Annotated in this window: 21 protein-coding genes and 1 pseudogene; 7 read left to right on the forward strand and 15 right to left on the reverse strand. The window is 42.8% G+C overall.

Annotation, left to right across the window (positions count from 1 at the left end; all coding sequences use genetic code 11):
- Window positions 1-642: 642 nt before the first annotated feature.
- From IM456_RS04640 to IM456_RS04665, 6 genes are all read right to left on the reverse strand, one after another.
- Window positions 643-1,566 (reverse strand): branched-chain amino acid transaminase, encoded by a 924-nt coding sequence (locus IM456_RS04640; RefSeq protein WP_149985738.1) that lies wholly within the window; start codon window positions 1,564-1,566, stop codon window positions 643-645.
- 22 nt (window positions 1,567-1,588) lie between these two features.
- A complete protein-coding gene (locus IM456_RS04645) occupies window positions 1,589-3,349 on the reverse strand; it encodes a M61 family metallopeptidase (protein WP_287694398.1) in 1,761 nt (586 codons plus the stop codon).
- A 496-nt stretch (window positions 3,350-3,845) separates the two neighbouring features.
- Window positions 3,846-6,296, reverse strand: a complete 2,451-nt coding sequence (locus IM456_RS04650; RefSeq protein WP_287694396.1) for a transglycosylase domain-containing protein — start codon at window positions 6,294-6,296, stop codon at window positions 3,846-3,848.
- Between the two features lie 122 nt (window positions 6,297-6,418).
- On the reverse strand, window positions 6,419-6,955 hold the full coding sequence (gene mreD, locus IM456_RS04655) for a rod shape-determining protein MreD (protein WP_149985735.1): 537 nt from the start codon (window positions 6,953-6,955) through the stop codon (window positions 6,419-6,421).
- An 11-nt stretch (window positions 6,956-6,966) separates the two neighbouring features.
- Window positions 6,967-7,716 carry a rod shape-determining protein MreC gene (mreC, locus tag IM456_RS04660; RefSeq protein ID WP_149985734.1) on the reverse strand — a complete coding sequence of 250 codons (750 nt, stop codon included), beginning with the start codon at window positions 7,714-7,716 and terminating at the stop codon, window positions 6,967-6,969.
- A 73-nt stretch (window positions 7,717-7,789) separates the two neighbouring features.
- A complete protein-coding gene (locus tag IM456_RS04665) occupies window positions 7,790-8,827 on the reverse strand; it encodes a rod shape-determining protein (RefSeq protein WP_149985733.1) in 1,038 nt (345 codons plus the stop codon).
- 223 nt (window positions 8,828-9,050) lie between these two features.
- On the opposite strand from IM456_RS04665, the gene IM456_RS04670 reads away from it, so the two are divergent.
- The gene (locus IM456_RS04670) at window positions 9,051-9,401 is read left to right on the forward strand and encodes a single-stranded DNA-binding protein (RefSeq protein ID WP_149985732.1); all 351 of its coding nucleotides are present in this window, start codon (window positions 9,051-9,053) and stop codon (window positions 9,399-9,401) included.
- 56 nt (window positions 9,402-9,457) lie between these two features.
- Here IM456_RS04670 and IM456_RS04675 read toward each other — a convergent pair whose 3' ends face one another.
- Together IM456_RS04675 and IM456_RS04680 are read right to left on the reverse strand one after the other, a co-directional pair.
- Window positions 9,458-10,267 (reverse strand): aminotransferase class IV, encoded by an 810-nt coding sequence (locus tag IM456_RS04675; RefSeq protein WP_287694393.1) that lies wholly within the window; start codon window positions 10,265-10,267, stop codon window positions 9,458-9,460.
- 91 nt (window positions 10,268-10,358) lie between these two features.
- Entirely contained in the window at window positions 10,359-10,592 is a 234-nt protein-coding gene (locus IM456_RS04680) for a hypothetical protein (RefSeq protein WP_149985730.1), read from the reverse strand.
- On the opposite strand from IM456_RS04680, the gene IM456_RS04685 reads away from it, so the two are divergent.
- Window positions 10,586-11,251, forward strand: coding sequence for a ParA family protein (locus tag IM456_RS04685; protein ID WP_149985729.1), 666 nt, complete (start codon window positions 10,586-10,588; stop codon window positions 11,249-11,251). The genes IM456_RS04680 and IM456_RS04685 overlap by 7 nt on opposite strands.
- A 60-nt stretch (window positions 11,252-11,311) precedes the next feature.
- Here the strand turns inward: IM456_RS04685 and IM456_RS04690 are convergent, their stop codons facing one another.
- Together IM456_RS04690 and IM456_RS04695 are read right to left on the reverse strand one after the other, a co-directional pair.
- On the reverse strand, window positions 11,312-11,764 hold the full coding sequence (locus tag IM456_RS04690; protein WP_149985745.1) for a DUF8637 domain-containing protein: 453 nt from the start codon (window positions 11,762-11,764) through the stop codon (window positions 11,312-11,314).
- Window positions 11,765-11,812: 48 nt separating this feature from the next.
- Complete coding sequence (locus IM456_RS04695) at window positions 11,813-12,580, reverse strand: pentapeptide repeat-containing protein (protein ID WP_287694402.1); 768 nt, start codon at window positions 12,578-12,580, stop codon at window positions 11,813-11,815.
- Window positions 12,581-13,222: 642 nt separating this feature from the next.
- Here IM456_RS04695 and IM456_RS04700 point away from each other — a divergent pair.
- The 3 genes from IM456_RS04700 to IM456_RS04710 are packed head-to-tail and all read left to right on the forward strand — an operon-like array spanning window position 13,223 to window position 16,555.
- Entirely contained in the window at window positions 13,223-14,260 is a 1,038-nt protein-coding gene (locus tag IM456_RS04700) for an AI-2E family transporter (protein ID WP_149985728.1), read from the forward strand.
- An 18-nt stretch (window positions 14,261-14,278) separates the two neighbouring features.
- Entirely contained in the window at window positions 14,279-15,136 is an 858-nt protein-coding gene (locus IM456_RS04705; RefSeq protein WP_149985727.1) for an amino acid ABC transporter substrate-binding protein, read from the forward strand.
- Between the two features lie 12 nt (window positions 15,137-15,148).
- Entirely contained in the window at window positions 15,149-16,555 is a 1,407-nt protein-coding gene (locus IM456_RS04710; protein WP_287692215.1) for a DUF2079 domain-containing protein, read from the forward strand.
- On the opposite strand, the gene miaA is transcribed toward IM456_RS04710, so the two are convergent.
- The 4 genes and pseudogenes from miaA to IM456_RS04730 all read right to left on the reverse strand — a co-directional run.
- On the reverse strand, window positions 16,497-17,444 hold the full coding sequence (miaA, locus tag IM456_RS04715) for a tRNA (adenosine(37)-N6)-dimethylallyltransferase MiaA (protein WP_287692213.1): 948 nt from the start codon (window positions 17,442-17,444) through the stop codon (window positions 16,497-16,499). The genes IM456_RS04710 and miaA overlap by 59 nt on opposite strands.
- 316 nt (window positions 17,445-17,760) lie before the next feature.
- A complete protein-coding gene (gene ftsH3 / locus IM456_RS04720) occupies window positions 17,761-19,614 on the reverse strand; it encodes an ATP-dependent zinc metalloprotease FtsH3 (RefSeq protein ID WP_149985724.1) in 1,854 nt (617 codons plus the stop codon).
- A 413-nt stretch (window positions 19,615-20,027) separates the two neighbouring features.
- Complete coding sequence (locus IM456_RS04725) at window positions 20,028-22,412, reverse strand: tetratricopeptide repeat protein (RefSeq protein ID WP_149985723.1); 2,385 nt, start codon at window positions 22,410-22,412, stop codon at window positions 20,028-20,030.
- A 132-nt stretch (window positions 22,413-22,544) separates the two neighbouring features.
- A pseudogene (locus IM456_RS04730) lies at window positions 22,545-22,664 on the reverse strand (IS30 family transposase); the annotation flags it as partial.
- A gap of 346 nt (window positions 22,665-23,010) precedes the next feature.
- On the opposite strand from IM456_RS04730, the gene IM456_RS04735 reads away from it, so the two are divergent.
- Together IM456_RS04735 and IM456_RS04740 are read left to right on the forward strand one after the other, a co-directional pair.
- Window positions 23,011-24,078 (forward strand): CIA30 family protein, encoded by a 1,068-nt coding sequence (locus IM456_RS04735; protein WP_149985722.1) that lies wholly within the window; start codon window positions 23,011-23,013, stop codon window positions 24,076-24,078.
- An 86-nt stretch (window positions 24,079-24,164) separates the two neighbouring features.
- Window positions 24,165-24,785 (forward strand): CPP1-like family protein, encoded by a 621-nt coding sequence (locus tag IM456_RS04740; RefSeq protein WP_149985721.1) that lies wholly within the window; start codon window positions 24,165-24,167, stop codon window positions 24,783-24,785.
- Here the strand turns inward: IM456_RS04740 and IM456_RS04745 are convergent.
- A complete protein-coding gene (locus IM456_RS04745; protein ID WP_149985720.1) occupies window positions 24,782-25,477 on the reverse strand; it encodes an HAD family hydrolase in 696 nt (231 codons plus the stop codon). The two genes, IM456_RS04740 and IM456_RS04745, sit on opposite strands and share 4 nt — an antisense overlap.
- Between the last annotated feature and the right edge of the window lie 77 nt (window positions 25,478-25,554).

Raw genomic sequence — 25,554 nt, forward strand, 5'->3', positions numbered from 1 at the left:
GAAATGGGGCGAAAGTCTGTGGACTCTGTGTAAGACAGTACATGGTTTTTTAACTGTGGTATGCGACGGTGGTGGAAGCAGAAACTTAAATCGTGAGGTTTAGGAATCGCCGCACTTTTAGGGCGGCGAGGATGTCAATTAAATCCCACATTCCGCACCCTAAGTGTCACAACGTCTCAAAAGAGGAAGATGCCTGAGTCAAAATACTTATCTAGAGGAGTGAGTTGGCGGCAAGCTGCCAGCAACTAAGCCGAAAATTTCAGGGTTCCCCGGTCATTCTCAATAAACAGTGCTTGTTGAGAATGACTGGGCAATCAGACTTAACATCTAGGGGGAGATGTTCCAGTTGCTCGCTTTGTTTTGTCACCCCTTGAAGTCAATCCATCTGGTCAAGATAAGAGATAATATTCCTGGCAAGGTTTGGGAAAAAAGGCTCTTCGTTACTTGGTATGGTTAGATCGGGGGACATAAATCGACTAAATCCTTACCCGACAAGAGAGTTAATTGATTAGTTCGTTCTAGATCGAAAACAATTGACAAAGATAGCCGAACATCTCTGTGTATAAGGGTTTCATCCCTCATGACCCCGTCCATTGCATGAAACAAACCGAAGAACCGGAAAAATTGAGTGAATTTGTCTAACTATAAAGGAACTTTAGTAATCCAATCTTGATACTTTGGTTCCTGATTGAGAACGATAGAACTTAACTTTTCTTTTAACTGATAAGTAATCGGTTTAGCCGCGGGTAAAGAAAAAGTTTCAATCCTTTTAATCGGAGTAATTTTCGCCGCAGTGCCACTTAAAAACACCTCATCAGCGATAAATAACTCCGTCTTATCTACGGGTCTTTCAATAACCGGAATACCCAAATCCCGCGCGATAGTTAAAACACTATCTCTAGTAATACCCTCTAGGATATCTTGGTCAAAACTAGGAGTAATTAGCTGACCATTTCTGATGATAAAAATATTCATTCCCGTCGCTTCACAGACTTTACCTTGAGAATTCATCAAAATTGCCTCATCAAACCCCGATTCTACCGCTTCCGTTTTTGCTAAAGCAGAAGTGATATAAGCGGCGCTAATTTTACCTCGCAACGGGAAACTTCTATCCTCTTGACGATACCAAGAACTAATCCGACAGTTAACCCCATCGGCTGCTAAATAATCATCCATTTCTAGACCATAGACTAGAAAATCCTTCTCGATACCATGCAATCGCGGGGCAATTCCCAACCCGGAACTATAGACAAGGGGACGAATATAAAAAGGTCGATGACACTGATTCTTTTTAACAAAATCGATAATTATTTGATAGATTTTATCGGCAGGAATCTCGTAATTAAGAAACTTAGCACTTTGACTTAAACGCTGACAATGACGTTCTAATCTAAATAATAATATCTGTCCAGGATTGTTAGGGTCGGGAGTACCTCGTAAACCCCCAAAAGCGGCAGTTCCGTAGTGTAGTGCGTGGGTAGCAACGGATAATTTTGCCTCACTAAAAGGGATAAATTTATTCTCAAAATAGGCGAGAGGAAGGAAAGGAATTTCGGTAATAGACATTTTTTTTTGATTGAACCAAGAACTAAACGGGATTTACCCATGCGGAAAAATTTTGTTTCTGGCTATTAGAAGGATTTTCTACCCTGATAATTTCATAGCGAATCGTCTGCGGGGCAGCCAGTTGAACAGCAAGGGTTCGCAATTCATCGAGATGAAAGACTGTTATCTGAATAATATCACCTGTGCGGTAGTCTTTTAATCTTTCGTTTAACTGTTCCGCCGTCACCCGCAATCCATCGATGGCTAATAACTCATCATCAGCATTAATTCCCGCTTTTTGGCAAGGGGAACCCATCTCGACAAATTTAATTATTTCTTTACCCGCTTCACTCTGTACCCGCATTCCCAGATGAGGTATCGTCTCCCCATTGCCAACACCGCGCAGATAGAGTCCAAAAGGTTCAAGATATTGATTAAAGGGTAATTCTGCCAAACCGTCGATATAACGGCGGTAGAAGTCGCTTAAATCCACCCCTGCGGCAGATTCGAGAATTGCTTGCAATTCCCCATCGGTATAACCAATCTCCTCTTTACCGAAATGTTGCCACATCGAGCGTAAAACATCATCGAGGGAACGACGGTTATCGGTGTGGGTGCGAATTAGTAAATCGAGAAGCAGCGACAATAATTCCCCCTTGAGATAGTAGGAAATTTGACTATTATCGCTATTGCTATCCCGTCGATAGAGTTTTATCCAAGCATCGAAACTCGCTTCGCCTAGAGGTTGGACAAGACGACCGGGTATATTGAGATAACGGGTGATTTCTTTGCTTAAAAGCTCTAAAAAAGTCTTACTATCGTATATTCCCGCCCGTAGAGGGATTACTATATCGTAATAACTGGTGGTTCCTTCGGCAAACCAGAGGGAAGAAGTATAATTTTCTGCATCATAATCGAAGCTTTCTAAAGCTTTTGGGCGAATACGCTTGATATTCCAGAGATGAAAGAACTCATGGGCGACTAATTGCAGAAAACGATTATATTTATCCTTATCTCGTAATCCCAAACGCGTATAGTTAAGGGTACAGGAATTTTTATGTTCTAGTCCCCCGTAACCAGCCGCCGAAAGATGTAGCAAAAAGAGATAATTATCATAAGGGAGTCCACCGAACATAGCCGACTCGGTTTGAATAATTTTAGTGGTATCGGCGATAATTTGACTAGGATTGGCGTTTCCCCGTCCCCAGATAGCTAATTGATGGGGTTTTCCCTCGACGACAAAATCGTATAACTGATGAATCCCCACCTCCACAGGACTGTCCACTAGGGTATCAAAATCGGGAACGTGAAAGGTGTTTTTCTGTCCGGGTAAAGATTTTAAGGCAGTGGTAACGCGCCAATCGCCATGGGGAGGGATAATTGTCAGGGTGAGGGGATGTTTTTGATAATCGGGGATATAGAAAAATAAAGCAGCCCCGTTGAAGTAACCGTGAGTATCATCGAGATGGTTGGTTCTGACGGTTAAATCGTGGGCAAAAACGCGATATTTGACCGTTATTTCGGAACTGTCACCATTGTCAATCTGCCAGTGATTTTTAGCAACTTTGCGACTGTTGAGGTTAACAGCTTGAAAATCTTGGACTAAACGGGAGTATTCCCGCACTAGATAGGAACCGGGAGTCCAAACCGGCATTTTTAGGTTTAAAATCGGAGCTTGCCAACCGGTAATCTGTAGAGTAACTTCAAAGAGGTGTGAAGTCGGTTCCGGCATAGCCACTTGATAGCTGAGACTTAAACGGGTTGAGGAGACGGTAGTGGGGGAAATAAGACTGGTCATCGGCATTAAACGGCTTTTAAGTTATTCTACTAAATCCAGTTATTAAAAACTGATTATTTATTCCCACTTTTGCATGACTGCCTCTCCTGATATGTAGCCTATACTCAACGGATTTAGTATTACTTCCGATTTTATCACTCAATCCAAGCCTTTGGGGGGTAGAACCCCCAAACTCCTAGGGTTGATTGATAGTAGGGTTGATTGATAGTAGGGTTGATTGATAGTAGGGTTGATTGATAGTAGGGTTGATTGATAGTAGGGTTGATTCATGAATCAACCCTACCCAAACCCCCCGTTGGGGGACAGCCGCTGACGCATCTGTAATAATTTAAGAGTCACTCCCCTTGCATGAGTGCCTCTCCTGATATGTAGCCTATACTCAACGGATTTAACCCCGTGTGCAACTATATTTTTACTCTTGATTTACAAGGCTTTCAGAAATCAGCAGAGATAAAGTATCCTCTGTAACCCCCGCAAATCCTGCGAGGGTTGTCGTGCCGATTCAGCGTCTTTCTGCCGGGGGTGCAGGAGGAGCCACATCGGGGGGAGGAGTTACCTGTAGGGGAACCGAACGAGTTTCGGGAGCTGCCACAGTGACGGGAACGGTAATCGGTTCGGCTGCCGCGGGGGCTGCATTTTCAGGACTAGGAGCAGCGGCACTGGTAGGAGCGACGGTAGTACGCCGACGACTAGAACGGCGTTGGCCCGGTTCGCTAGTATTAGAACGAACGATAGTTTGCTCGCGACTTACCCGAACCCGTCGCCGTCTGCGGATGGGTCCTTCGGTGGGGGAACCCTCATCGCTGCTGGCTAAACGATTGTTAGTAGTTTGGGTAAAGTAGGTACGTCGGGGTTTAATTGGTTCCGCTTTTACTGTCACTGGACGTTTGCCTAAATTCGGTTCTGGGAAACCTTGATAGGGAATATCCTTAATTGCTCCTAACATAAATTGTCGCCACATCCAAGCGGACATGGTACTGGCTCCATTGGTGGGTTTATTATTGTCATTACCGAGCCAAATTCCCGTGACTAATTGGGGAATATAACCGACAAACCAAAGGTCACGAGCCTTGTCAGAAGTGCCAGTTTTTCCCGCCACTGGACGACCAATTTGTGCGGGGGTTCCCGTTCCCGAATTAACCACATCCTGCAGCATCCAAGTCATCGTCGCTGCCGTGTTTTTATTGAGAGCAGTTTTCGGTTTAAAATTGGCTTGATAAATTACCTTACCATTGCGATCGAGTACCTGATTAATACCGTAAACTGGTTGATGCACACCATTATTAGCAAAGGTTCCGTAGGCGCTGGTCAATTCTAAAAGATTGACTTCCGAAGCACCCAAAGCCAAAGAATAAGTGGGTAAAAGTTTCGACTGGATCCCCATATCTTGAGCTAATTTAATCACCGGATTCCAACCCACAGCCACTAACACCTGAACTGCCACCACATTCAGGGAAGAAGTCAAAGCATCGCGCATGGACACCTCGCGGCCGCTATACTTATCGCCGTAGTTTTCCGGTTTATAACCATCCACCACATACTGTGCATCTTTATAATTAGAATAGGGGGATTTCCCCGCCGCAATCGCCGCCGCATAGACAAAAGGCTTAAAAGTAGATCCTGGCTGACGTTTTGCCTGTGTCACCCGATTGAATTGATTCTTATCGTAGTCAATTCCCCCGACCATGGCCTTAATTTGTCCATTTTTGGGGTCAATTGCCACTAAAGCTGCCTGTTGGAAGTTCTGCCACCTGCCATAACGAGAAACCGCTCTTTCTACCACTTCCTCCCCTTCCCTTTGCCAACGAGGATTAAGGGTAGTTTTTACCACCAATCCCCCTGCTTCTAGGGTTTTAGCGGGAACCAGTTGCGGCAGTTCTTTTTCCACATAATCGGTAAAATAGGCCGCTTGCCGTTGCAGACGTTTTAGGGGACTGGTTTTCAGACCTAGGGGAGATGCGATCGCTTGTTCGGCTTGAGCGTTAGTAATAAATCCCACCTCGGCCATAGTTTTGAGGACGATATTACGCCGTTCTAGGGCAGATTTAGGGTTTTCGAGGGGAGAATAGAGACTAGGAGCCGGAACAATGCCAGCAAGGGTGGCAGCTTCGGCTAGAGTTAATTTATCGACGGGTTTACTGAAATATAACCAAGCGGCATCGGCAAGACCGTAGGCCCCGGAACCGAGATAAACTAGGTGAAAATAACGCTCTAAAATCTGGTCTTTTGTATATTTATCTTCTATTTTCTGAGCGATACGCATTTCCCGTAATTTGCGATCAAAACTCCTTTCTTGGGATAAAAAGACAATTCGGGCCAATTGTTGGGTGATGGTGCTGCCTCCTTCCACCACTCCCCCGGCTCTCAGGTTAGAAAAGAGAGCGCGAGCAATACCCTGGCCATCAACTCCCCCGTGTTGGCGAAAACGGCGGTCTTCACTAGCGATAAAGGCCTCCTGTACCAGTGGGGGAACTTGGGCAATTTTCACGGTTTCGTAAGTGCTAGGGCCATTTTGCTTGAGGATTTCCCCATTAGCGGCTTGAATGGTTAGGGTGCCGGGACGAGTATATGTTTGTATATCGGCGATATTTTGCGGTAGAGAGGTTTCAAGGCGATAAATGCCCCAACCTACCCCTAAAATGCCCCCAGTTACGCCTAATCCCAATCCCAAGTACAACCCAAAGCGGGGATGTTGTCGCCATTGCGGTAAGGGAGAATTGTCGATCAGGGTAGTAAATTTGTTTTTTAAGGGTTTTAACGTCTCTAGAGCCTTGCTACTGGTTCGGGAGACTAAATTGACCTTTTTTTCTTCGGAAGCGGCTTCTACTGGCTTTCCCCCCGCAACTGGCGCAGATTTGGAGTCGATAGGATCGACTTTAGGGGGTTGCTCGGAATTCTCTAATTTATTAGCAAGATTATGAAAAAATTGACTAAGTTTTTGTTTGTATTTCATGTTAGTTGAGCGGGTGAGGGTGAGTAATCAGTGAACAGTAATCAGTAATCAGTAATCAGTGAACTGAAAACTCAAATCTGATCACTGCTCACTGATAACTGATAACTGAAAAAGCTGACTCCTTAAAGATCGCTAAATTGTCGCCACCATTGCTGGAGGGGATAATAGACGAGGGGAGTCCAGAGACTACTAAGCAGAGCAGAAGTGAGACCAATGCGTTGATAATCGAGCCAAAGATCAGCGAGATTTTTGCCTCCTTGTAGATAGTATTGAAAAGCGAGCGCACCATCGGCAATTAAAGTCATAACAAAGACAATTAAGACCACGGCGATTAATTCTTCTTTAACATAACGTTGTCGGTGTAAACGGGAAGTGAGGAAGCCGATGAGACCAAAAACCATGATATGGGAAGGATAATTAGAGGTAAGACTATCTTGAATAGTGCCGAGCGCTAATCCGGCCACCACACTATCGAGACAAGAGCGATTGAGACTCCAACTAACCAACCAAATCAGTAACCAATTGGGAGCGATGCCTAAAATCTCCATACCGGGCAGCCGCATTAAGGAAAGAAAGGTACAGAGAAGCAGTGAAGCGATAGTGACTAAAATATTCAGGATAAAACGAGAACGGGCTGATAAACGGCTTAATTTCAGCATAATTCACCCTCTCACTGCTGGGGTTGCGGGTGAACGAACACCCATTCGAGATTGTCCACGGTGGCGGTAAATTCAATTTTGGCGGTGGGGGCGGGATTTTCCTGTAAATTAAGGGAAATTATACGACCGATGGGCAACCCCGGCGAAAAAAGACTACTAAAAGCCGAAGTAGTCACCACATCTCCCGGTTTGACATCGGGAGCTTTTTCAAAAAAGCGCAGGGTGGCGACTTGGGAATCCTGACCTTGAATTAAACCCATGGCCCGAGTACGATTCACCGTTGCTCCGATGCGACTTTGGGAATTACTGACCAATAAAACTTTGCTGGTGTGGGGAGTAACTTCCGTAATCCGTCCCACTAAACCGCCAATTCCCGTCACCGAAGCACCCACTGGCACACCATCGGTGCTACCCCGACCGATAATTACCTGTTGCCACCAATCATCGGCGCTGCGGCCAATAATTGGGGCAGAAATCAGGGGTTTTTTCTGGGTTTGATAATAACCAAGCTGTTTTTTTAATTGTTGATTTTGATATTCGACTTCACTTAAACGATTTTGTAATTCTCGCACCCGTTGATCGGCCAGAAGTTGCTCTTGCAGATTAGTTTCCTCTCCCTGAAAAGGGCGGGTTAATAAACCATACAATTCTAAAATCGCCCCACTTTGATAGGTGCGAATGTACCAAGCTGCCCCCAGAGCGGCAGCGAGCAGAAAAAGTCGCCATCCCTGCTGTGTCCATTTTCGTCGTGCTGAATACATGAGCGATTTAAAACCTCTTGGCTGTGTAGAGTGAGAATCCGTGTCTTTTGCCGCTAACCGATCCTAATGACCTTTAGACATTGCGAGTTGTTTCATTAACGATCCGCTCAAAGAGTTTCTGATTTTTTAACACTTCTCCCGTGCCTTTGACAACACAGCGCAGGGGATCTTCAGCGACATGGGTAACGATACCGGTTTCGTGACTGACTAGGCGATCGAGTCCCCGTAATAAAGCACCCCCTCCCGCTAACATGATCCCGCGATCGATAATATCGGCCGCTAATTCGGGGGGAGTTTTTTCTAGTGTACGTTTGATCGCATCAACGATCACAGAAAGTGGTTCATCCATACTTTCCCGCACTTCTTCCGCTTTTATCGTCACGGTGCGGGGTAAACCGGACATGAGATGCAATCCCCGCACTTCCAGAGGAGGAAATTCATCTCCGGGGGAGGGATAAGCCGAACCAAGGCGAATTTTGATATCTTCGGCCGTGCGTTCCCCGATAATCAGGTTATGGACTTTTTTTAGATAAGCGATAATTGCTTCCGTGAGTTCATCCCCGGCCACACGGACGGATTCGCTGATCACTGTCCCATCGAGACTGAGAATCGCCACTTCCGTCGTGCCACCACCGATATCGATGATCATATTTCCCGTCGCTTCCGAGACGGGTAAACCGGCGCCCAAGGCCGCAGCAACCGGTTCATCAATTAACCCCACTTCTCGCGAGCCGGCATTTTTGGCCGCATCCACCACCGCGCGTCTTTCTACTCCAGTAATCCCACTGGGAACACCGATTACCATGCGGGGATTGCCAATCGTGCCATCGAGCGCTCGTTTGATGAATTCCGCTAACATGATCTCGCAACTGTAAAAATCGGCGATTACCCCATCGCGCAGGGGTCGCAGAGCGGTGACATGGCCCGGAGTCCGACCGAGCATTTTTTTGGCCTCCTCCCCGACAGCGATCGGGTTACGATCTTGATCGATCGCCACTACCGATGGTTCCTCTAAAACAATACCTTTCCCTGACACATAAACGAGGGTGTTTGCTGTCCCCAAGTCTATACCTATGTCCCTTGATAAGGCTAGACCTCTAAAAAAACCCACTTGTTTTCACTCCTGTTCTTATAACAACGTTGCTATGGCTAGACTTTCGATCGAATCGACTTGGATTTTATTACGTTTTGTTTCTCAAGTCTAGTTAATTATCGCTTCTTTCTCTCCAGATTGACGCAAATCCTGCCCCTAATTTTCTCCCTAGCCACCGGTCAAAGTCAGGGTTTCGGGCTAAAATAAACATACTATTGTACTAAATTGAGGATTTAAGACCATGAGTTTAAATCTGGTTCATTTGGTGGGACGAGCGGGGAAAGACCCGGAAACCAAGTATTTCGAGTCGGGTAAGGTTTTATGTACTTTCACTTTAGCGGTTAATCGTCGCTCTAAAAATAGCGATCAGCCGGATTGGTTCGATCTGGAAATTTGGGGCAAAACGGCGGAAGTGGCCGCTAATTATGTGAAAAAAGGCGGTTTAATCGGGATTAAAGGTTCTTTAAAAATGGATACTTGGAATGATAAAAACACGGGATTAGCTCGCTCTAAACCGGTGATTCTCGTCGATCAACTAGATTTACTCGGTTCTAAACGCGATAGTGAGGCTAATTCCGAGCGAGAATTTTAAAGCTTGAGCGGTATTATTTCCAGATTTTAGGTGTGTTAGCCTCTAGTAACACACCCTTATTTATTCTCTAATTGACTGGAAAAATATTGCTGTAAATCTGGTAAAACTTCTCGATAAATGGCTGTATTTATCTGTAGATCCCAGCCAAGAATAGAATTAAAAGGGATAATTTCCACCAGAGAATTACTATAGGCGATCGCTTGTAAAGTCCTGACAAATTCGGGGGTCCAGAGATTTTCTTGCAGGGAAATATTTTGTTTTTTTAACCAGCCGATCAAAGCCGAGCGACCGATCCCGGGTAAAATATCAGCAGTAAGCAGGGGACTGTACCAGCAATTATCTTTCCATCCCCATAAATTACCCGTGCTAGTTTCTAACCAATTGCCGACTCGATCGACTAATATCGCTTCTTTTGCTCCTTTTTTTTGAGCAGTTTGTGACGCTAACCAAGGGGTCAAATAATTACCAGTTTTATGTTCTCCTAAAACGCGTTGCCAAGCGGGATTATCTATTACCCACCCAATAATTCCCTGCTCTTGTCTAATGCTTAAATCTTCGGGGAGAAATCTGCCTTTAATCCACTCTCTACCATCGGCAAAAATTGTGATTCTCAGGACAGGATAGAATAGGGATAATTTTTCGGCTCCTTGGCGAATTCGCCGCCAATCGGGATCGGGCCAGTGGAAAACTTGTAAACTAGAGTGCAGACGTTTAAGATGCTCTTGCCAATGGGTCAGGGGATGCTCTAAGCTTTGTTGATAGATACGCAGGGTAGTGAATAGTGTGGCCCCATAAAGCAGCCCAATATCATCAATACCCAGACTGATTCGCTCATCCTCGATTAATTCGCCATTATACCAATACATAATCAGCTACTGAAGGACGCTACGCGCCCTAAAAAGAAAAAGAGAAACTAGCGGTAAACCCTGATATTCTAAACCTGGAAGGCTCCTGAACTCACACTGGAGTAACAATGGTGTCATCAGACCCGATAATCAGCTTGGTGGCTAGGAAAGTCGGAAAAAGAATTGGCGAGACGATAATTGACTCGTGAACTCGTTGGAGAGAATCAGCGGGGAGAATAAATAAAAACAGTCTCCTGACTAGAAAATGCTGAATACCGACTCCTGACTCCCGTCTCCTATCTCCCGTCTCCTGACAGCTAAAATAACCGATAACTAAAAATGCCAAATTCCTCAACAACCTCGCAATTAAAGCCTAATAGCCCGAAAATTCTCGCTGTTGTCAACGGTAAAGGTGGTGTGGGTAAAACCACCACTGCGGTCAATTTAGCGGCAATTTGGGGGCAGAATCAGCGTGTTTTGCTGGTGGATGCGGATCCGCAGGGTTCCTCCACTTGGTGGGTAGAAAGAAATCAAGCGGGTATGGTATTTGATTTAGCCAAGCAAATTAATACAGAGAAATTAGGAGAATTGCGTCAAATTATCGAGTACGATCTGATCGTGATTGACACACCACCAGCTTTGCGTTCCGAATTACTTACGGCAGTCATAGCAGAATCAGATTATTTAATTTTACCGACTCCTCCCGCACCGATGGATTTAATGGCTTTAATTGACACGGTACGCACGGCAGTTAAACCCCTAGGAATTGCCTATCGGGTTTTATTAACAAAAGTGGATTCTCGTAGTCTTAAGGAAACTTTAGAAGCACAAAATACTTTATTAGAATTAGGTATTCCTGCCTGTCATGCTTTTGTCAGAAATTATAAGGCCCACGAAAAAGCCGTTTTAGACGGGGTAGCTATTACCAATTGGCGCGGTAAAAATGCCCAAGAAGCCGGGGCCGATTATCGTCGTGTGGCCGAAGAATTAGAAAGGGATTGGTAGATTTATCGACTGGTTTACTCTGGTTAATTTAGCTGATTTTGCTTGGTTGACCGGCAAGTGTTAAGGACAATATTTTTGCAGTAAAGAAATCACTAAATCTAGACCATCGGGCTGAACTTGAACAGTATAGGCTTCGGCTTCAATTTGTCTGCTAAAACCCTCATAATTCATAAAAAATCTTCTGGTCATTGCTGGTGGTTCTATGGCTAAATTAAGAGCTTTAACTGTTTTGCCTCCATGACAAAGTTGGGCGGCATGGACAGCTTCATGAATTAATGTCGGTCGGGCAATCCCTAAGTCAAAAACCAGGGGATGAATCCAAATAATTCTAGTTTTACTATCAAATAAACCGTAGGCTCCTCGCACTGGTGGCGTGGCAATTTTGACGATGAAATTGTGTTTTTCTAAAGCTTTTTGTAGTCGTATAAAATCAGGATTTGCCGCCGATAAATTTTCTCCTGCAGCTAATTGTATCCCTAGAAAAAGAGCAGCGATTGTGTAATAAATGCCCATCAGGTGATAGTTCATATTAAAGAAACATCAAAATTAGCAAGAGGTTACTCATTGATGAATCGAGCCATCGGGGAGAATTGTTCCTGTTAAAATTGCCCGGGTTAATTTCACCATAATACGCTTACCAAAGCCAATTTTTGCCCCGCGTAAATCTGCCCCACTTAAATCCGCCCCGCTTAAATCCGCCCCGATGAGATTGGCTTCCTGTAAATTTGCGCCTTTAAGGTTAGCTTCGAGGAGATTGGCGCGAAAAAGATTAGCTTTGTACAGATTAGCTTTTTCTAGGTTAACTTTGTGCAGGAAGCTATCGCTTAAGTCGGCATGGCTTAAATCTGCCCCGATGAGACTGCGACTAGAGAGATCTTTTTCTTTCAGGTTAGCCCCCTGTAAATCGGCTCCGTTTAAATCCCGATAGTGAGGGCGGCCGGCGGCATGATTGGGGACGTGATGGTTATTCTGGGAGTGGCTTTGTTGACTATGGGTTTGTTGACTATGGGTTTGTGAATTTTGGCCGGGTTGGCTAGGGTGAGGCTGATAGGGGGAAGCAGTTTTATAGGCGTGGGCGGGCTGTTTTTCAGTTTTAGGGGCGGAATTGGAGCGTTTAGGAGAATTTTGATGAATTTGCCGCAATTGCTCCCTAGCGTGGTTAATTTCTTGCAGTTTAGCGGTGGCTTTTTCCAAGAGACGCTGATTATCTTTGGGAATGCGATCGGGATGCCAAATAAACACCAAATCCTTATAGGCTTGATTGATCTCATCGAGAGATGCCCCATGATCTAACCCTAAAACTTTATAGTATCGCTCCAATTCTTTCATCATCGAAGTCCTAATACAAGGATAAAAGCATTAATGGCCACAATTTTGCTGAGTCTTGTCGGATTTTCTAGGAGAGGATTTCTTTCAGGATAATTTGACTCTGGGAGAGTTGCCATAAAATTTGAGAAAATGTCTGGTAATTAAGAAAATCTCGTTTTTCTATCCTGTTTTGGATCGTAACTGTATAGCATATAACAGCAAAATTAGCAAACTATCGATACAAAACTTAATTTATGCTGTTGGGGGTTAGGGAGAGGGAAGTGGGGAAGTGGGGAAGTGGGGAGATTTGGTCAGTTATCAGTGAACAGTAAACAGTAATCAGTGAAAAGACAGCACTGTTGCTGTCATCCATATAGGTTCTTCGGTTTGTGTTATGCAATGGACGGGTTTATAAGGGATGAAACCCTTATAGAGAAAGACATTTGGCGATTTTTGTTAATTGTTTTCGATCTAGAGCGAACTAATCAATTAAATCTCTTGCCAGATAAGGATTTAGTCGATTTATGCCCCCCTATCGAACCATACTAAGTAACGAAGAACCAGAGTCCCACTGATAACTGGTAACTGATAACTGATAACTGAAAAAAGCTGACGACCGACTGCTGTATGATAAAACTTGTCCCGATAGGATAAATCAAGGTTGTGAAATTTGGTCAGTGGTTGGGGTTTATCTGTTTAATAATGGCTCTGTATGTATTGTGGCAGATTCGACAGCTGTTATTATTGATTTTTATGGCGATCGTGTTTACCGTAGCCTTAAATAGATGTGTGAAAGGATTGCAGAGATTGGGGATTAAAAGGGGTTTGGCTATTTTAATTACCCTGCTGACGAGTCTAGCAATTGTGATTTTATTTTTTGTAATTATTGTTCCTCCCTTTATCGAACAGTTTCAAAAATTAATTGAACTTTTACCGCAAGCTTGGGATTTAGTCCGCAATAACTCGATTCAATGGCGACAACAATTTCAATTTGATTGGTTGCCGTCGCTGCCTAACTTAAGTGATTTAGTCCGGCAGTTACAACCTTTAGGAACCTTTGTTTTTAGTAACTTTTTTACCTTCTTTTCTAACTCAGTTGCGGCAATTTTGCAATTATTATTCGTGCTGGTGTTAGCAATTATGATGTTAGCCAACCCCCAACCCTATCGACAAGCTTTCTTAAAATTATTTCCTAACTTCTATCGTCGTCGTGCCGAGGAAATTCTTACCCTATCGGAAGCGGGTTTAGGTAATTGGTTGTTGGGAATTGCCATTAGTTCAACTATGGTAGGATTATTCAGTGGTTTCGGTCTTTTGGTTCTACAAATTAATCTAGTTCTCGTTCATGCTATCCTAGCAGGATTGCTCAATTTTATCCCTAATATCGGACCGACTGCTAGTGTGATTTTTCCGATCCTCATTGCTGTTATCGATGCACCTTGGAAAATTGTCGCTATTCTGATTCTCTATTTTATTATCCAAAATGTCGAAAGTTATTGGCTGACACCCACTGTCATGGCTAAACAGGTATCTTTACTACCGGCAATTACCCTAATCGCTCAAATTTTCTTTGCTCAAATGTTTGGCATCTTAGGTTTATTATTGGCTTTACCTTTGACAGTGGTAGTAAAAACATGGTTAGATGAATTATTATTCAAAGACATTTTAGATCAATGGGATCACGGTCATAACAAATCTTAAATAATCTCGGCAAAAGTCATGAAATTAATCATTCTTACTCTCGTTATTTTATCTAATATTTTTGCTGCTCTCCCAGCTAAGTCTGAAACGGTTCTGGAAAAAATTAAACGCACGGGATTATTAGAAGTAGCGATGAGAGAAGATGCCATTCCGTTTGGCTATCGAGATAGTAATAATAATTTGCAGGGATTATGCTTAGATTTTATCCAATTGCTCAGAGGGGAACTAAAGCATAAATTAAACCTCCAGATCATCAGTGTCAAAATTTATAAATCAACTTTATTTAATCGCTTCCAGTTATTGGAAAATAAAACCGTTGATTTCGAGTGTGGTCCTAATAGTATCAGAAAAAATATACCTGATGGTGTCAGTTTTTCTCGTCCTTTTTTTGTCACCGGAACTCAGTTTTTAGTTCGGAGTGATAATCAGAATAATTTTAACTTTTCTTCGTCCTTAGAAGGTATAAGTATTGGAGTTTTGCGAGATACCAGCACTCAAGAATTATTAAGACAAAAATATCCTCTTGCTACCTATCAAGAATTTCAAGGAGTGACGGGAAGACTGCGGGGTATCCAAAGTTTAAGAAGGAATAGAATAGATGCTTTTGCTAGTGATGGTATTCTGCTAATTGGAGAAGCTGTCATTCTCGGTTTATCCTTAGAAAAAGATTATCAACTTATCCCCCGCAATCCTTTAAATTGTGATTATTATGGTTTCATTCTTCCCGCTAATGATACCCAATGGCAAGAGTTTATTAATGGGGTTATCGTCACCAGTGAGAACAGAAATATTTTTAAAACATGGTTTAATGAAGTTGCTGCCTATTTTATACATACCTGGCAATATTGTCGTAATAATCCCGAAAAATCCCATTAAAACTTAACGATTATGCACAAAAAAAATGATTTATTTTGGTTAATTGGTTGCGCTACAATAATCCTGTTTATTTGCAGCACGATCAGACATATTTTATTTCAATCTAATGCTCTCGATCTTGGTTGGTTTGATCAAGGAGTTTACCTAATTTCTCAAGGTAAACCACCGATTATATCTTTTGTTGACTACCATATCTTAGGCGATCATATCGCTTTTATTCTCTATCCTATAGCCTTACTTTATAAAATTTATCCTAGCGTTTATTGGCTGCTTTTCTTACAAGCTTTTTCCCTTTCCCTTGCCGCTTTTCCCCTCTGGCAATTGGCAATAGAAGCGGGATTAAAAGAAAAACAAGCTTATACATTAGCCTTAGTTTATCTGCTCTATCCCCTAATTTTTAATGTTAATCTCTTTGATTTTCATCCCGAAGTTATCGCAGTACCAGCGATTTTTTGGACAATTTTAGCTGCAAGATTAAATAATCTCTGGGGATTTTGTCTGGGAATCATTATTATTCTCGGTTGTAAAGCAATTCTCTCTTTAACATTGTTGGGAATGGGTATCTGGTTACTTCTCTGGGAAAAGAAAAAAATCTCGGGAATAATTGCTATTATTAGCGGCATTCTTTGGTTTATTATCACCACGAAATTATTAATCCCTCTCCTGACAGGAAAATCAGCAGTTATCGAAATGGCCGATTCTCGATATAGTTATCTAGGAGATAGTTTACCAGCAATTATTTTTAATCTTTTCCTCAAACCCGATCTAGTCTTGGGAAAAATCTTTACTGGCAATAATCTAGAATACCTAATCCTATTAATTATTCCCTTAGTTTGGGGTTTATCCTGGCGTTATTCTGCCCCAATAATTGCCGCTATTCCCGCACTCGCTTTAAATTTATTAGCAGATCATGCCCCACAAAAAAACTTAACCACTCAATATTCCCTGCCAATTTTGCCCTTTTTATTTCTAGCGGTTATCGCCACTTTAGCCCATAATAGTAACTGGTTAAAAAAACCTAAATGGATAATTACTTGGGCAATTATTGCCTTTTTTGCCTTAGCTAAATACGGCTATTTTTGGTCACTGTATTTAAATTCCCTCGATACTTGGTCCGCCACCCAAAAAGCTCTAACCCAAATTACCACCAGTGAGAGTGTCTTGACTGCTTCTAGAATTGCCCCCCATCTTACCCATCGAGAAATGATCAAATTAGCGATCGAAGGTTCCCAATCCCTAGATTTAAATCAATTTAATTATATCCTACTTGATCGCCGTCATCCCGGTTGGTCTAGTTCACCAGAACTAATTGATTATCACTTAAATAAACTGAATCAAAATGACAACTTTCAGTTAATCGTTAATGAGGATGATGTGTTTTTATATCGGGCCTTGACAACCCCTCAAGAAACAAAATAATTTGTCGTTCCACCGATTCCAATAAATTTTCTTTATCGACGGGAAACCAGACAATACCAGCATCGGCACGAAACCAAGTGCGCTGACGTTTAGCAAATTGACGGGTGTGGAGGATAATTAGATCGATCGCCTGTTCTAAAGAAATTTCGCCGAGGAGATATTGCTTAATCTCTGCATAACCCAAAGTCTGCAAAAGTGGCAAATCCCAACCGTATTTATCCCCCAAATTCTGCACCTCTGCTACTAATCCCCTGGCGATCATTTGATGAGTACGAACAGTGATCCGCTTGCCTAAACTTTCTGGGGAACAATCTAAACCAATTTGTAAAATCGGATAAGTGGGAGGATTTTCTCCCTGCTGACTAGAGATAGGTTTTCCTGTCAGATAAAAAACCTCTAAAGCGCGTAAAGTCCTTACCTGATCATGGGGATGAATTTTTTTAGCAGCCTCTTCATCTACCTGCATCAGAGTTTGATAAAGATAGGATTGTCCTAAAGCTTGTAATTGCTGTCTTAAATCCGCTTGAGGAGAAACCCTCGGTATTTTTAAACCTTTGACAATGGACTTGATATAAAGTCCCGTACCACCGACCAAAAACAGAGGAGAATAGTGGAGATTGCTGATTAAATCCTCAGCCTGTTCTTGGTACTGTGCTAGGGTAAAATTATCTTGAGGAGCGCAAATATCAATTAGATAATGGGGAATCCGCTGACATTCTTCTAAGCTAGGTTTAGCAGTACCAATATTAAATTCTCGATAGATTTGTCGGGAATCGGCACTGAGAATTACTGAATTAAACTTTTCGGCCAATTGTAGGGCTAAACTGGATTTTCCCGTGGCAGTTGCCCCACAAATAACAATCAGAATAGGTAAAGAGGAAGTAGTCATCGATGCTACATGACAGTGAACAATAATCAGTGAAAAGACAGGAATGTTAAGCTCAGTAGGTAGGCATCAAAAATTATCAGACATCCCCTGATCAAGGTAGGGTTGATTCATGAATCAACCCTACTTATCAAGGGGGGATTAAGGGGGGATATATCTTCAATTTAATTATAACCACTTACTTAAGACGCATTTAAACAGGGTATTGTTAAGCTGATTAACAGCTTAACAGCAAGAAATTAAGTTTGTCATTAATTTTCATTTAACAAAAAAAACAGCACCCATCAGGATGCTGTTTGTCAAGAAAATGTTACAAAACTTAAGCTAAAGCCGCCATTTTCACATCGTTATTAGCGAGGATATTTTGCAACTCCTCTGCGTCCACGGTTTCTTTTTCCACTAACATTTGCGCTAACTGGTCCAAGATGGCGCGGTTATTGACTAAAACCTCTTTAGCGCGACGATAGGCCTGTTCCACTAAGTTACGCACTTCCTCGTCAATAGCTGCCGCAGTTTCATCGGAGAAATCTCGATCGGAAGCGATATCACGACCTAGGAAAACATTACCATTTTGACGACCTAAAGCCACTGGCCCGAGGCGATCGCTCATTCCGAAACGAGTTACCATTTGCCGCGCTACTCGTGCCACCTGTTGCAGGTCATTAGAAGCACCCGTAGTCACTTCTTCCTCACCGAAGATAATTTCTTCAGCTAAACGACCCCCCAAAGCTACAGCCATCTGATTTTGCAGATAAGCGCGAGAATATAACCCGGATTCCATGCGATCCTCGCTGGGAGTGAACCAAGTTAAACCCCCGGCGCGACCGCGAGGAATAATACTAATTTTCTGGACGGGATCGTAATCCGGCATTAAAGCACCCACCAAAGCGTGACCAGCTTCATGGTAAGCAACTAAAGTTTTGCGTTTTTCACTCATGACGCGATTTTTCTTCTCAGGACCTGCTAGGACACGATCGATCGCATCGTTGACCTCATCCATGGAAATCTCGGTTAAATTGCGACGTGCCGCTAAAATGGCGGCTTCGTTGAGCAAATTAGCCAGATCCGCACCGGTAAAACCGGGGGTACGACGGGCGATTTTATCGAGATCCACGTCTTGGGCCAAGGTTTTGCCTCTGGAGTGAACATTAAGGATTTCCTTACGACCAGCGTAATCGGGACGATCTACCACCACTTGGCGATCGAAACGACCCGGACGTAATAAAGCGGCATCCAGCACATCGGGGCGGTTAGTGGCGGCGATAATGATAATACCTGTATTACCTTCAAAACCGTCCATTTCCGTTAATAATTGGTTGAGGGTTTGTTCCCGTTCATCGTTACCACCCCCTAAACCGGCGCCCCGTTGACGACCGACAGCATCAATCTCATCGATAAAAACTATACAAGGTGCATTCGCTTTCGCTTGTTCAAATAGGTCGCGGACGCGAGAAGCACCCACCCCGACGAACATTTCCACGAATTCCGAACCAGAAATGCTAAAAAACGGGACTCCCGCTTCGCCAGCTACTGCGCGAGCGAGCAGAGTTTTACCAGTCCCCGGAGGACCGACTAAAAGGACTCCTTTGGGGATTTTTGCCCCAATTGCCGTGAAGCGATCGGCATTTTTCAGGAAGTCTACCACTTCGTTTAATTCTAATTTTGCCCCTTCAATCCCGGCCACATCACCGAAAGTAACTTGGGTTTGGGGTTCCATCTGTACTCTTGCTTTCGATTTGCCGAAGTTCATCGCTTGGGAACCAGGACCACTTTGGGCGCGACGGAGCAAGAAAAATAGACCAACAAGAAGCAAAATGGGGAAAAAGAGGCTACTGAAGGCTCTTACCCATACTCCTTCTTCTCTTTGGGGCAGTACGGAAATATCAACGTTATTTTCTGCCAAGATGTTGATTAATTGCGGATCGTTGGGCAGGTTAACTAATACGTTTGTTCCATCTTGAGTGGGTACGATCGCTCGCTGCCGGTCGGCACTTAAGCGCACGGTTTCTACTTTACCTTCCCGCACTTCCTGTAAAAATTCGCTATACTTCCAAGTTTGTTGCACTGCTGGCTGGCGATCGAAGAAAGCTGAGGCCAAGGCAAGGACTACGATTAACAATAGGGCATATAGTCCCGCATTGCGCCATTTTTTGTTATTACCGTTTTTGTTCACGCTGTCGAACTCCTGATAAATTGAGGATGATCTTATCGGTTGTTAAGGGGTTGTTAATTTATGTTAACGTTTCTCAGGAACAGTGGACAGGTTTTTTTTTAATATGCCCGTTCTAGTCCTCAATGGGGGTTAGCTGTTGGGGGTTGGCAGTGGGGGAGCGGGGAGCGGGGGAGAAAAAAGCTGATAACTGATAACAAGGACTGCATCTACAACCTAATTTGTTCAGCTAAAAGCTTTCATGTACTTAGTTTATAGCCTTCTTTTTAGGGGGGAGAATTGCCAGATTCTTTACTGGGAGCCTTTTAGCTGTGGACACCTTCCTTTTGACCCCCCAAAAATTAATTATGCAAGAAAGCTAATCAATGATAAAATCTTGAAGCCTTTGTCAAAAATGAGCTTATTTTTTAGACAAATTACTGCATTTTTAACATCCATTCTACCGCACGTTCATACAGTTCTAAATTACCGGTTTTTATCAAAGCATTAGCGGCTTTTTGCAAATAGTTAAGGCTCACTACTCGACTACTAGGATTTTTATCATCATAGCTGGCAAGAGCCAAGTTATAATAAGCTTCGCCATAATTAGGCTGATAGGTAATTGCTAATTGATAATCAGCGATCGCTCCCTTCTTATCGCCGATTTTTTCCTTAACTAAACCTCGATTATAGTAAGCTTCAGCATAGTTAGATTGGAGAGCAATAGCGATATTTAAATCCTCCAAAGCACCAACATTATCTCCCAAATCAAAGCGAATAACTCCCCGGTTATTATAGGTGATCGGATTATTGGAATTCAAGCTAATTGCTCTATCTAAATCCTCTAAAGCACCTTCCTTATCCCCAGTTTGTCGTCGAATAATACCACGATTATTATAGGCGATCGGATTGGCCGATATTCTCGGTGTTACTTGTACATTATCGGGAATAGTAGCGGTATCGGTGCGTGCATTTCCCCGATTACTATACACCGTCACATCGATAGGATTAATGCTCAAAGATTGAATATAATCTGTAATCGCTCCTTTGTCATCTCCCACGTCAGCGCTACTATTACCACGACTATAGAAAATTCTCGCATCACGGACTTTTTGCAAGAAAACATTATAATCCTCGATCGCTCCCTGTTTATCCCCTTTTTCAAAACGCGCATTGGCCCGTTTATGATACCCTTCTGGATCGTTAGGATAGGCAAGTAGATAAGTAGTATAATCTCTTTCGGCCGCGGCAAAATTTTTCAAGGCAAAATAAGCATCTCCTCGCGCCTGAGCATGACAAGAGACATTATAATTAGGACGAAAATCAGTTTCTTGGGAGTTATAAAAATAATTCTTGTTGGCAGATTCTCGGATATTTTCACTACAGACAGAGCGAGAAGTAAAACTAGGTGTATTGATCCGATCATCTTGGTCTAAGGCAATATTATAATTATCTACTGCCTCCTGATAACGCCCTAATTTATACAGCACTAATCCCCGATGATAGTGAGCGGCTGCATCATGACGATTTCGTGCCACTGCCGCAGTAAAATCCTCTAAAGCTCCTGCGTATTCTTGATATTTATTGGCCCGCATTAACCCCCGATATACATAGGCTTTTGCGTCTTGGGGTTGCAGATAAATTGCTTGGTTATAATCTTGAATTGCCCCTTGATTATTGTTGAGTCTTAGGTGAGCATAACCCCGTTTAAGAAATGCTCTAGCATGGGGAATTTTATCGTAGTTGGGATTAATACGGATGACAAGTGCTAAGTCTTTGATGGCTCCATTATAATACTCGATCGCTGTTTGATATCCTTCCGGGGAATTATTCGATAAATTGGCTAATTCTACTTCCTCGTCAGCGATTTCAATTTGTACTCTGGCACGGTTTTGATAACTGCTAGGAGCATTCTTGGCTAAAAATAGTTTGGGTGAGCATTTTAAAACGATTTTATAATCCTTAAAAGCATCTCGTTTTCTCCCTATCTTTTCTAAAGCTATGGCCCGATTATAATAGAGTTCAATTAGATCGGGTTGGTATAAAATAGCCAGGTCATAATCTTTGATAGCCTCTGCATAATTTCCCCACCGAGAGTATAGCTGTCCTCGATGATAATAGCCGCGATAATTTTCAGTTTCATAACCGATAAAACGCTGATAATAATCTAAAGCCAAGGATTGATGATCGAGCAAAGACGCAACACTTGCTAGGTTAAAGTAAACTTCACTTTCATTGGGATTATATTTAAAGGCTTGCCGAAAATCTGCTTGAGCAGCTTCTAATAATTTTAGCTGATGCTGCTTCCTTATTGGCCTTTCTGACTCAATAAGGGGTGTTTCTTCCTCAATAACAGGGATTTCCTCAACTATAGGTTTTTTTTCCTCAATAACAGGGATTTCCTCAACTATAGGCGTTTCTTCCTCAATAACAGGGATTTCCTCGGCTATAGGGGTTTCTTCTTCCTCCATCGCCATGGCTAACTTTAACTCACCTCTTTGATTATAGGCTTGGGCGAGTAACTGTCGATCTTTGAATCCGGGAGCATTATAATTACTATACCAAATGTATTGACTGAAATCGTCGATCGCTCCCTTTTGATCGTTAATTTTTTCTCGCGCTATTCCCCGTTGAATGTAAAGTTTAATCGTGTTAGGATCGCTAGGATAGGCTCGCAGAGTAGCTGAATAATTAGCAATTTCTCTTTTAAGAGCATTAGTATCAACTTCTTCCCTAGAAATGACAGGACATTGCAGGTTTTCTACTGCTTTAACCGAGCTAACTTCTAAACCAAATAATTCCCAAAAGAACAGGGGAGACAATAAAAATATTTTTCTAAAAAGCTTGACATTTAAACCATTTTGTGCGGGGGGGGGGGGTAATGGCTTGCTCTGTCGGGGTTTTAGGGATTAAGGATTGTTGTGGCATGATGATTAAAAAAATTTGTAGTCAACTCAAATCTGAACAGCATCATTATCTGATCCTATTCCATAGAATACCGCAAAGGGGGTTCGATAGTCAAGACATTTTCGGGGACGATTGTTAATTAACTCCATAACTTTTTCCACTTCCTCCCGTGGGTTCTCCTAGACTGGTTATAGCAAATTAGTAGTTTTAATGAGCTTAAAAACTTAGATAGTATGGAATCGAACAAAGCAAAAAGATTTTTTGTTAGAATTAATATCCTGCAAAAGTAAGTTCTCGAGCCGCTATCGGGTCAAAATATCTAAAAGCACAGATAAATTTGACATAATCTTAGGTTTTATGGGTAGGATAGTTGTCTCTTGTCTTTTTTCTCCTCCTATCTCTTTTCTACTCACCTAACGGAAGATTTTTGATTTTTACAGGAGAACTTTTGATCTCAAACAGCCAAGCTAACTCGATAAAATAAAAATTAATGGCAGTAAGGAGATAAAAGTTATGGCTGAGTCAAAAAACTGGGATTTTCAGAGATTTTGGCAAACTCTGGACTATTTTGATAGTATTCCCCTCTGGAGTTGTCTGCAAAAGCTGCTCGGTTTCGGGGAAGATAAAAAAATTCAGCTAACAAATGAGCAAGGGATAGGGATGAAGACTATTTTAGTGATTGGTGGTGAAAATGCGATCGGTAGAAAGGTAATCACCCAATTACAGCAGCAAAACTATCAAATTCGCGCTTTAGTCGATAATATTGATGATGCACGTCAATTATTCGGCGAAAATGTCGATTTATTCGCTCTGCAAACCCCGCAATTATTAACAGGGATTGATGAGATTATCTACTGTCAAGGGGAGAATAACCGCCATAGTTTAGCTAATTTACTCGATTTATTGAAAAATACTGGTATAACCGCCGAAAAAACCCTCTTTGACTTTAGCAATCCCAGCAGTGATATAAAAGAAATCTGGGGTGCGGTGGATGATGTGGTAATGGGAGGAGTGAGCGAGAGTCAGATAACCCTGACTAGAGGACGAGCGCTCTTTTCCGGTATCGTTAGAACCGAAAATAACGGTGGTTTTGCCTCAGTTCGTACCAGAAACCTGAATCCTCCCCTAAATTTATCTAACTACGAGGGAATAGAATTACAGGTAGAAGGGGACGGAAAACGCTATAAATTAATTCTGCGTTGTGAAGGACGTTGGGATGGTATCGGTTACTGTTATTCTTTTGATACATTTGATCGCACCTGGCAAAGGATTTCTATTCCTTTTCGAGATTTAATCCCGGTGGTGCGGGCCAAAACGATGGGGGAGGCAGCACCCTTTGATAGCAGTAACGTCTATGCTTTGCAGTTAATGCAGAGTAAATTCGAGTACGATGGGGCCATAAATCCCCGTTTCTCCCCGGGGTTATTCGCTTTAGAAATTGTCACAATTAAAGCCTACGGTGGCAAAAACCGCTTAATTATCGTTAAAGAAGGAGAAATCGCCGAAAAAAGCCTTTTAGATGCCAGTGGTTATCCCTACGAAGCGATCGATTCTGCTCAGATTTTCGCTAAACTTAATTAATTTAAATAAGCTTGCATCTCAAGTTAAACTACAGAACATCGGGTTAAGATCATGACTATCGGGAGCATAATTAAGGAGGTATGTTCATGAGTGAACAGAATCCCTACGAACAACTTGGGGTTACTGAAGAATCCTCTTTTGAAGAAATTCAAGAGGCCAAACAAAGACTGGTGCAACAGTATCAAAATGATAGCAAAATTGTCGAATTGATCGAGGCGGCCTACGATTCCGTCCTCATGGATCGACTGCGGATGCGACAGGAGGGTAGAATTAAAGTACCCGATCGCATTCGTTTTCCTGAACGTCTGGCGATTCCGGTGGAAAGTAAACCGGTTACTAGCAGCAAATCTCCTAACTGGTGGCAAAGCTTAATCGATACACCTTCTGCACGGGATATCGGTGTACCAGCAGTGATTTACGCTTGTTTAGGAGCAATAACGCTGTTAGTTCCCGATCCCAGTGGCTCTCTCTTACCGCTGCTCTTAGCTTTTGGCGTTTTCGTTAATATCTATTTTTTCAACCGCAAGGAAAAACGTTTTGGCCGCGCCTTACTATTCACTCTCGCTGGTTTAGTGCTAGGAGTCGCTCTGGGAGCGGGATTAGCCAGTTTAGCGGCCAAGGCTGATTTGCATATCTTCGGCGATCGCCAAATTTATGCGCTCGTCACTTTTCTAATCTTTTGGGTGATTAGTAGTTTTTTCCGTTAACCAATCGCTCGTAGGGAGCCTAAGATCACGTCCACTGCTTCCCCAAGGTTATTGACGATATAATCAGGCTCGTAGCTCTCTAAACGGGAACGGCTGCGAATCCCCGATAATACGCCAATAACCTTAATATTTTGGCTTTTAGCGGCGGCAATATCCGCTTCCGTATCCCCCACCATCCAAGTATCGGCAGCCGCCGGCAGTTCTTTAGCGGCCTTAGCCATAAGCAGGGTTTTGTCGCGCACGTCGTTGGTTTTGGTGTAATTGTTATTTAGACAATAACGACGATTAGCGGCGAAAAAACGACCGATATCGTGGCGATTAAAGGCATGATCTAGCTCGGATACCCGCCGCATCGTCATCACGACTAAATCGATCTTTAACTCTTGGATTTTCTGGAGAGTTTCCAAAGAACCAACCACCGGGCGATCGTGGACAAGATAGGGTAAAGTATGGACAGTTTGACGACGAAGATGGGCAAATTTACGCGCTTGATCTTCATCTAATCCTGACATTTCCCCGATACGCTTCTCAGAAACCTGATCCCGTTTTAACTGCCAGAATTCCGCTTTCGATAATTCCCCGATAATTTGACCTTTATAGGCGGTTTTCTGTAAACACTCTTGATAAACTTGGTAATATCGCTCGGATACGTCCATTATCGGGCCGTCAAAGTCGCTAATTAGTCTCAACATCGTTCTAATACTTCTCGCTTTATTAATTTTTATATACAAGTTACCCTAGAGTCTTGACAATGACAAGAGTTTTGTCG

It is taken from the genome of Microcystis sp. M079S1 (assembly GCF_020246425.1).
GTDB lineage: Bacteria > Cyanobacteriota > Cyanobacteriia > Cyanobacteriales > Microcystaceae > Microcystis > Microcystis aeruginosa.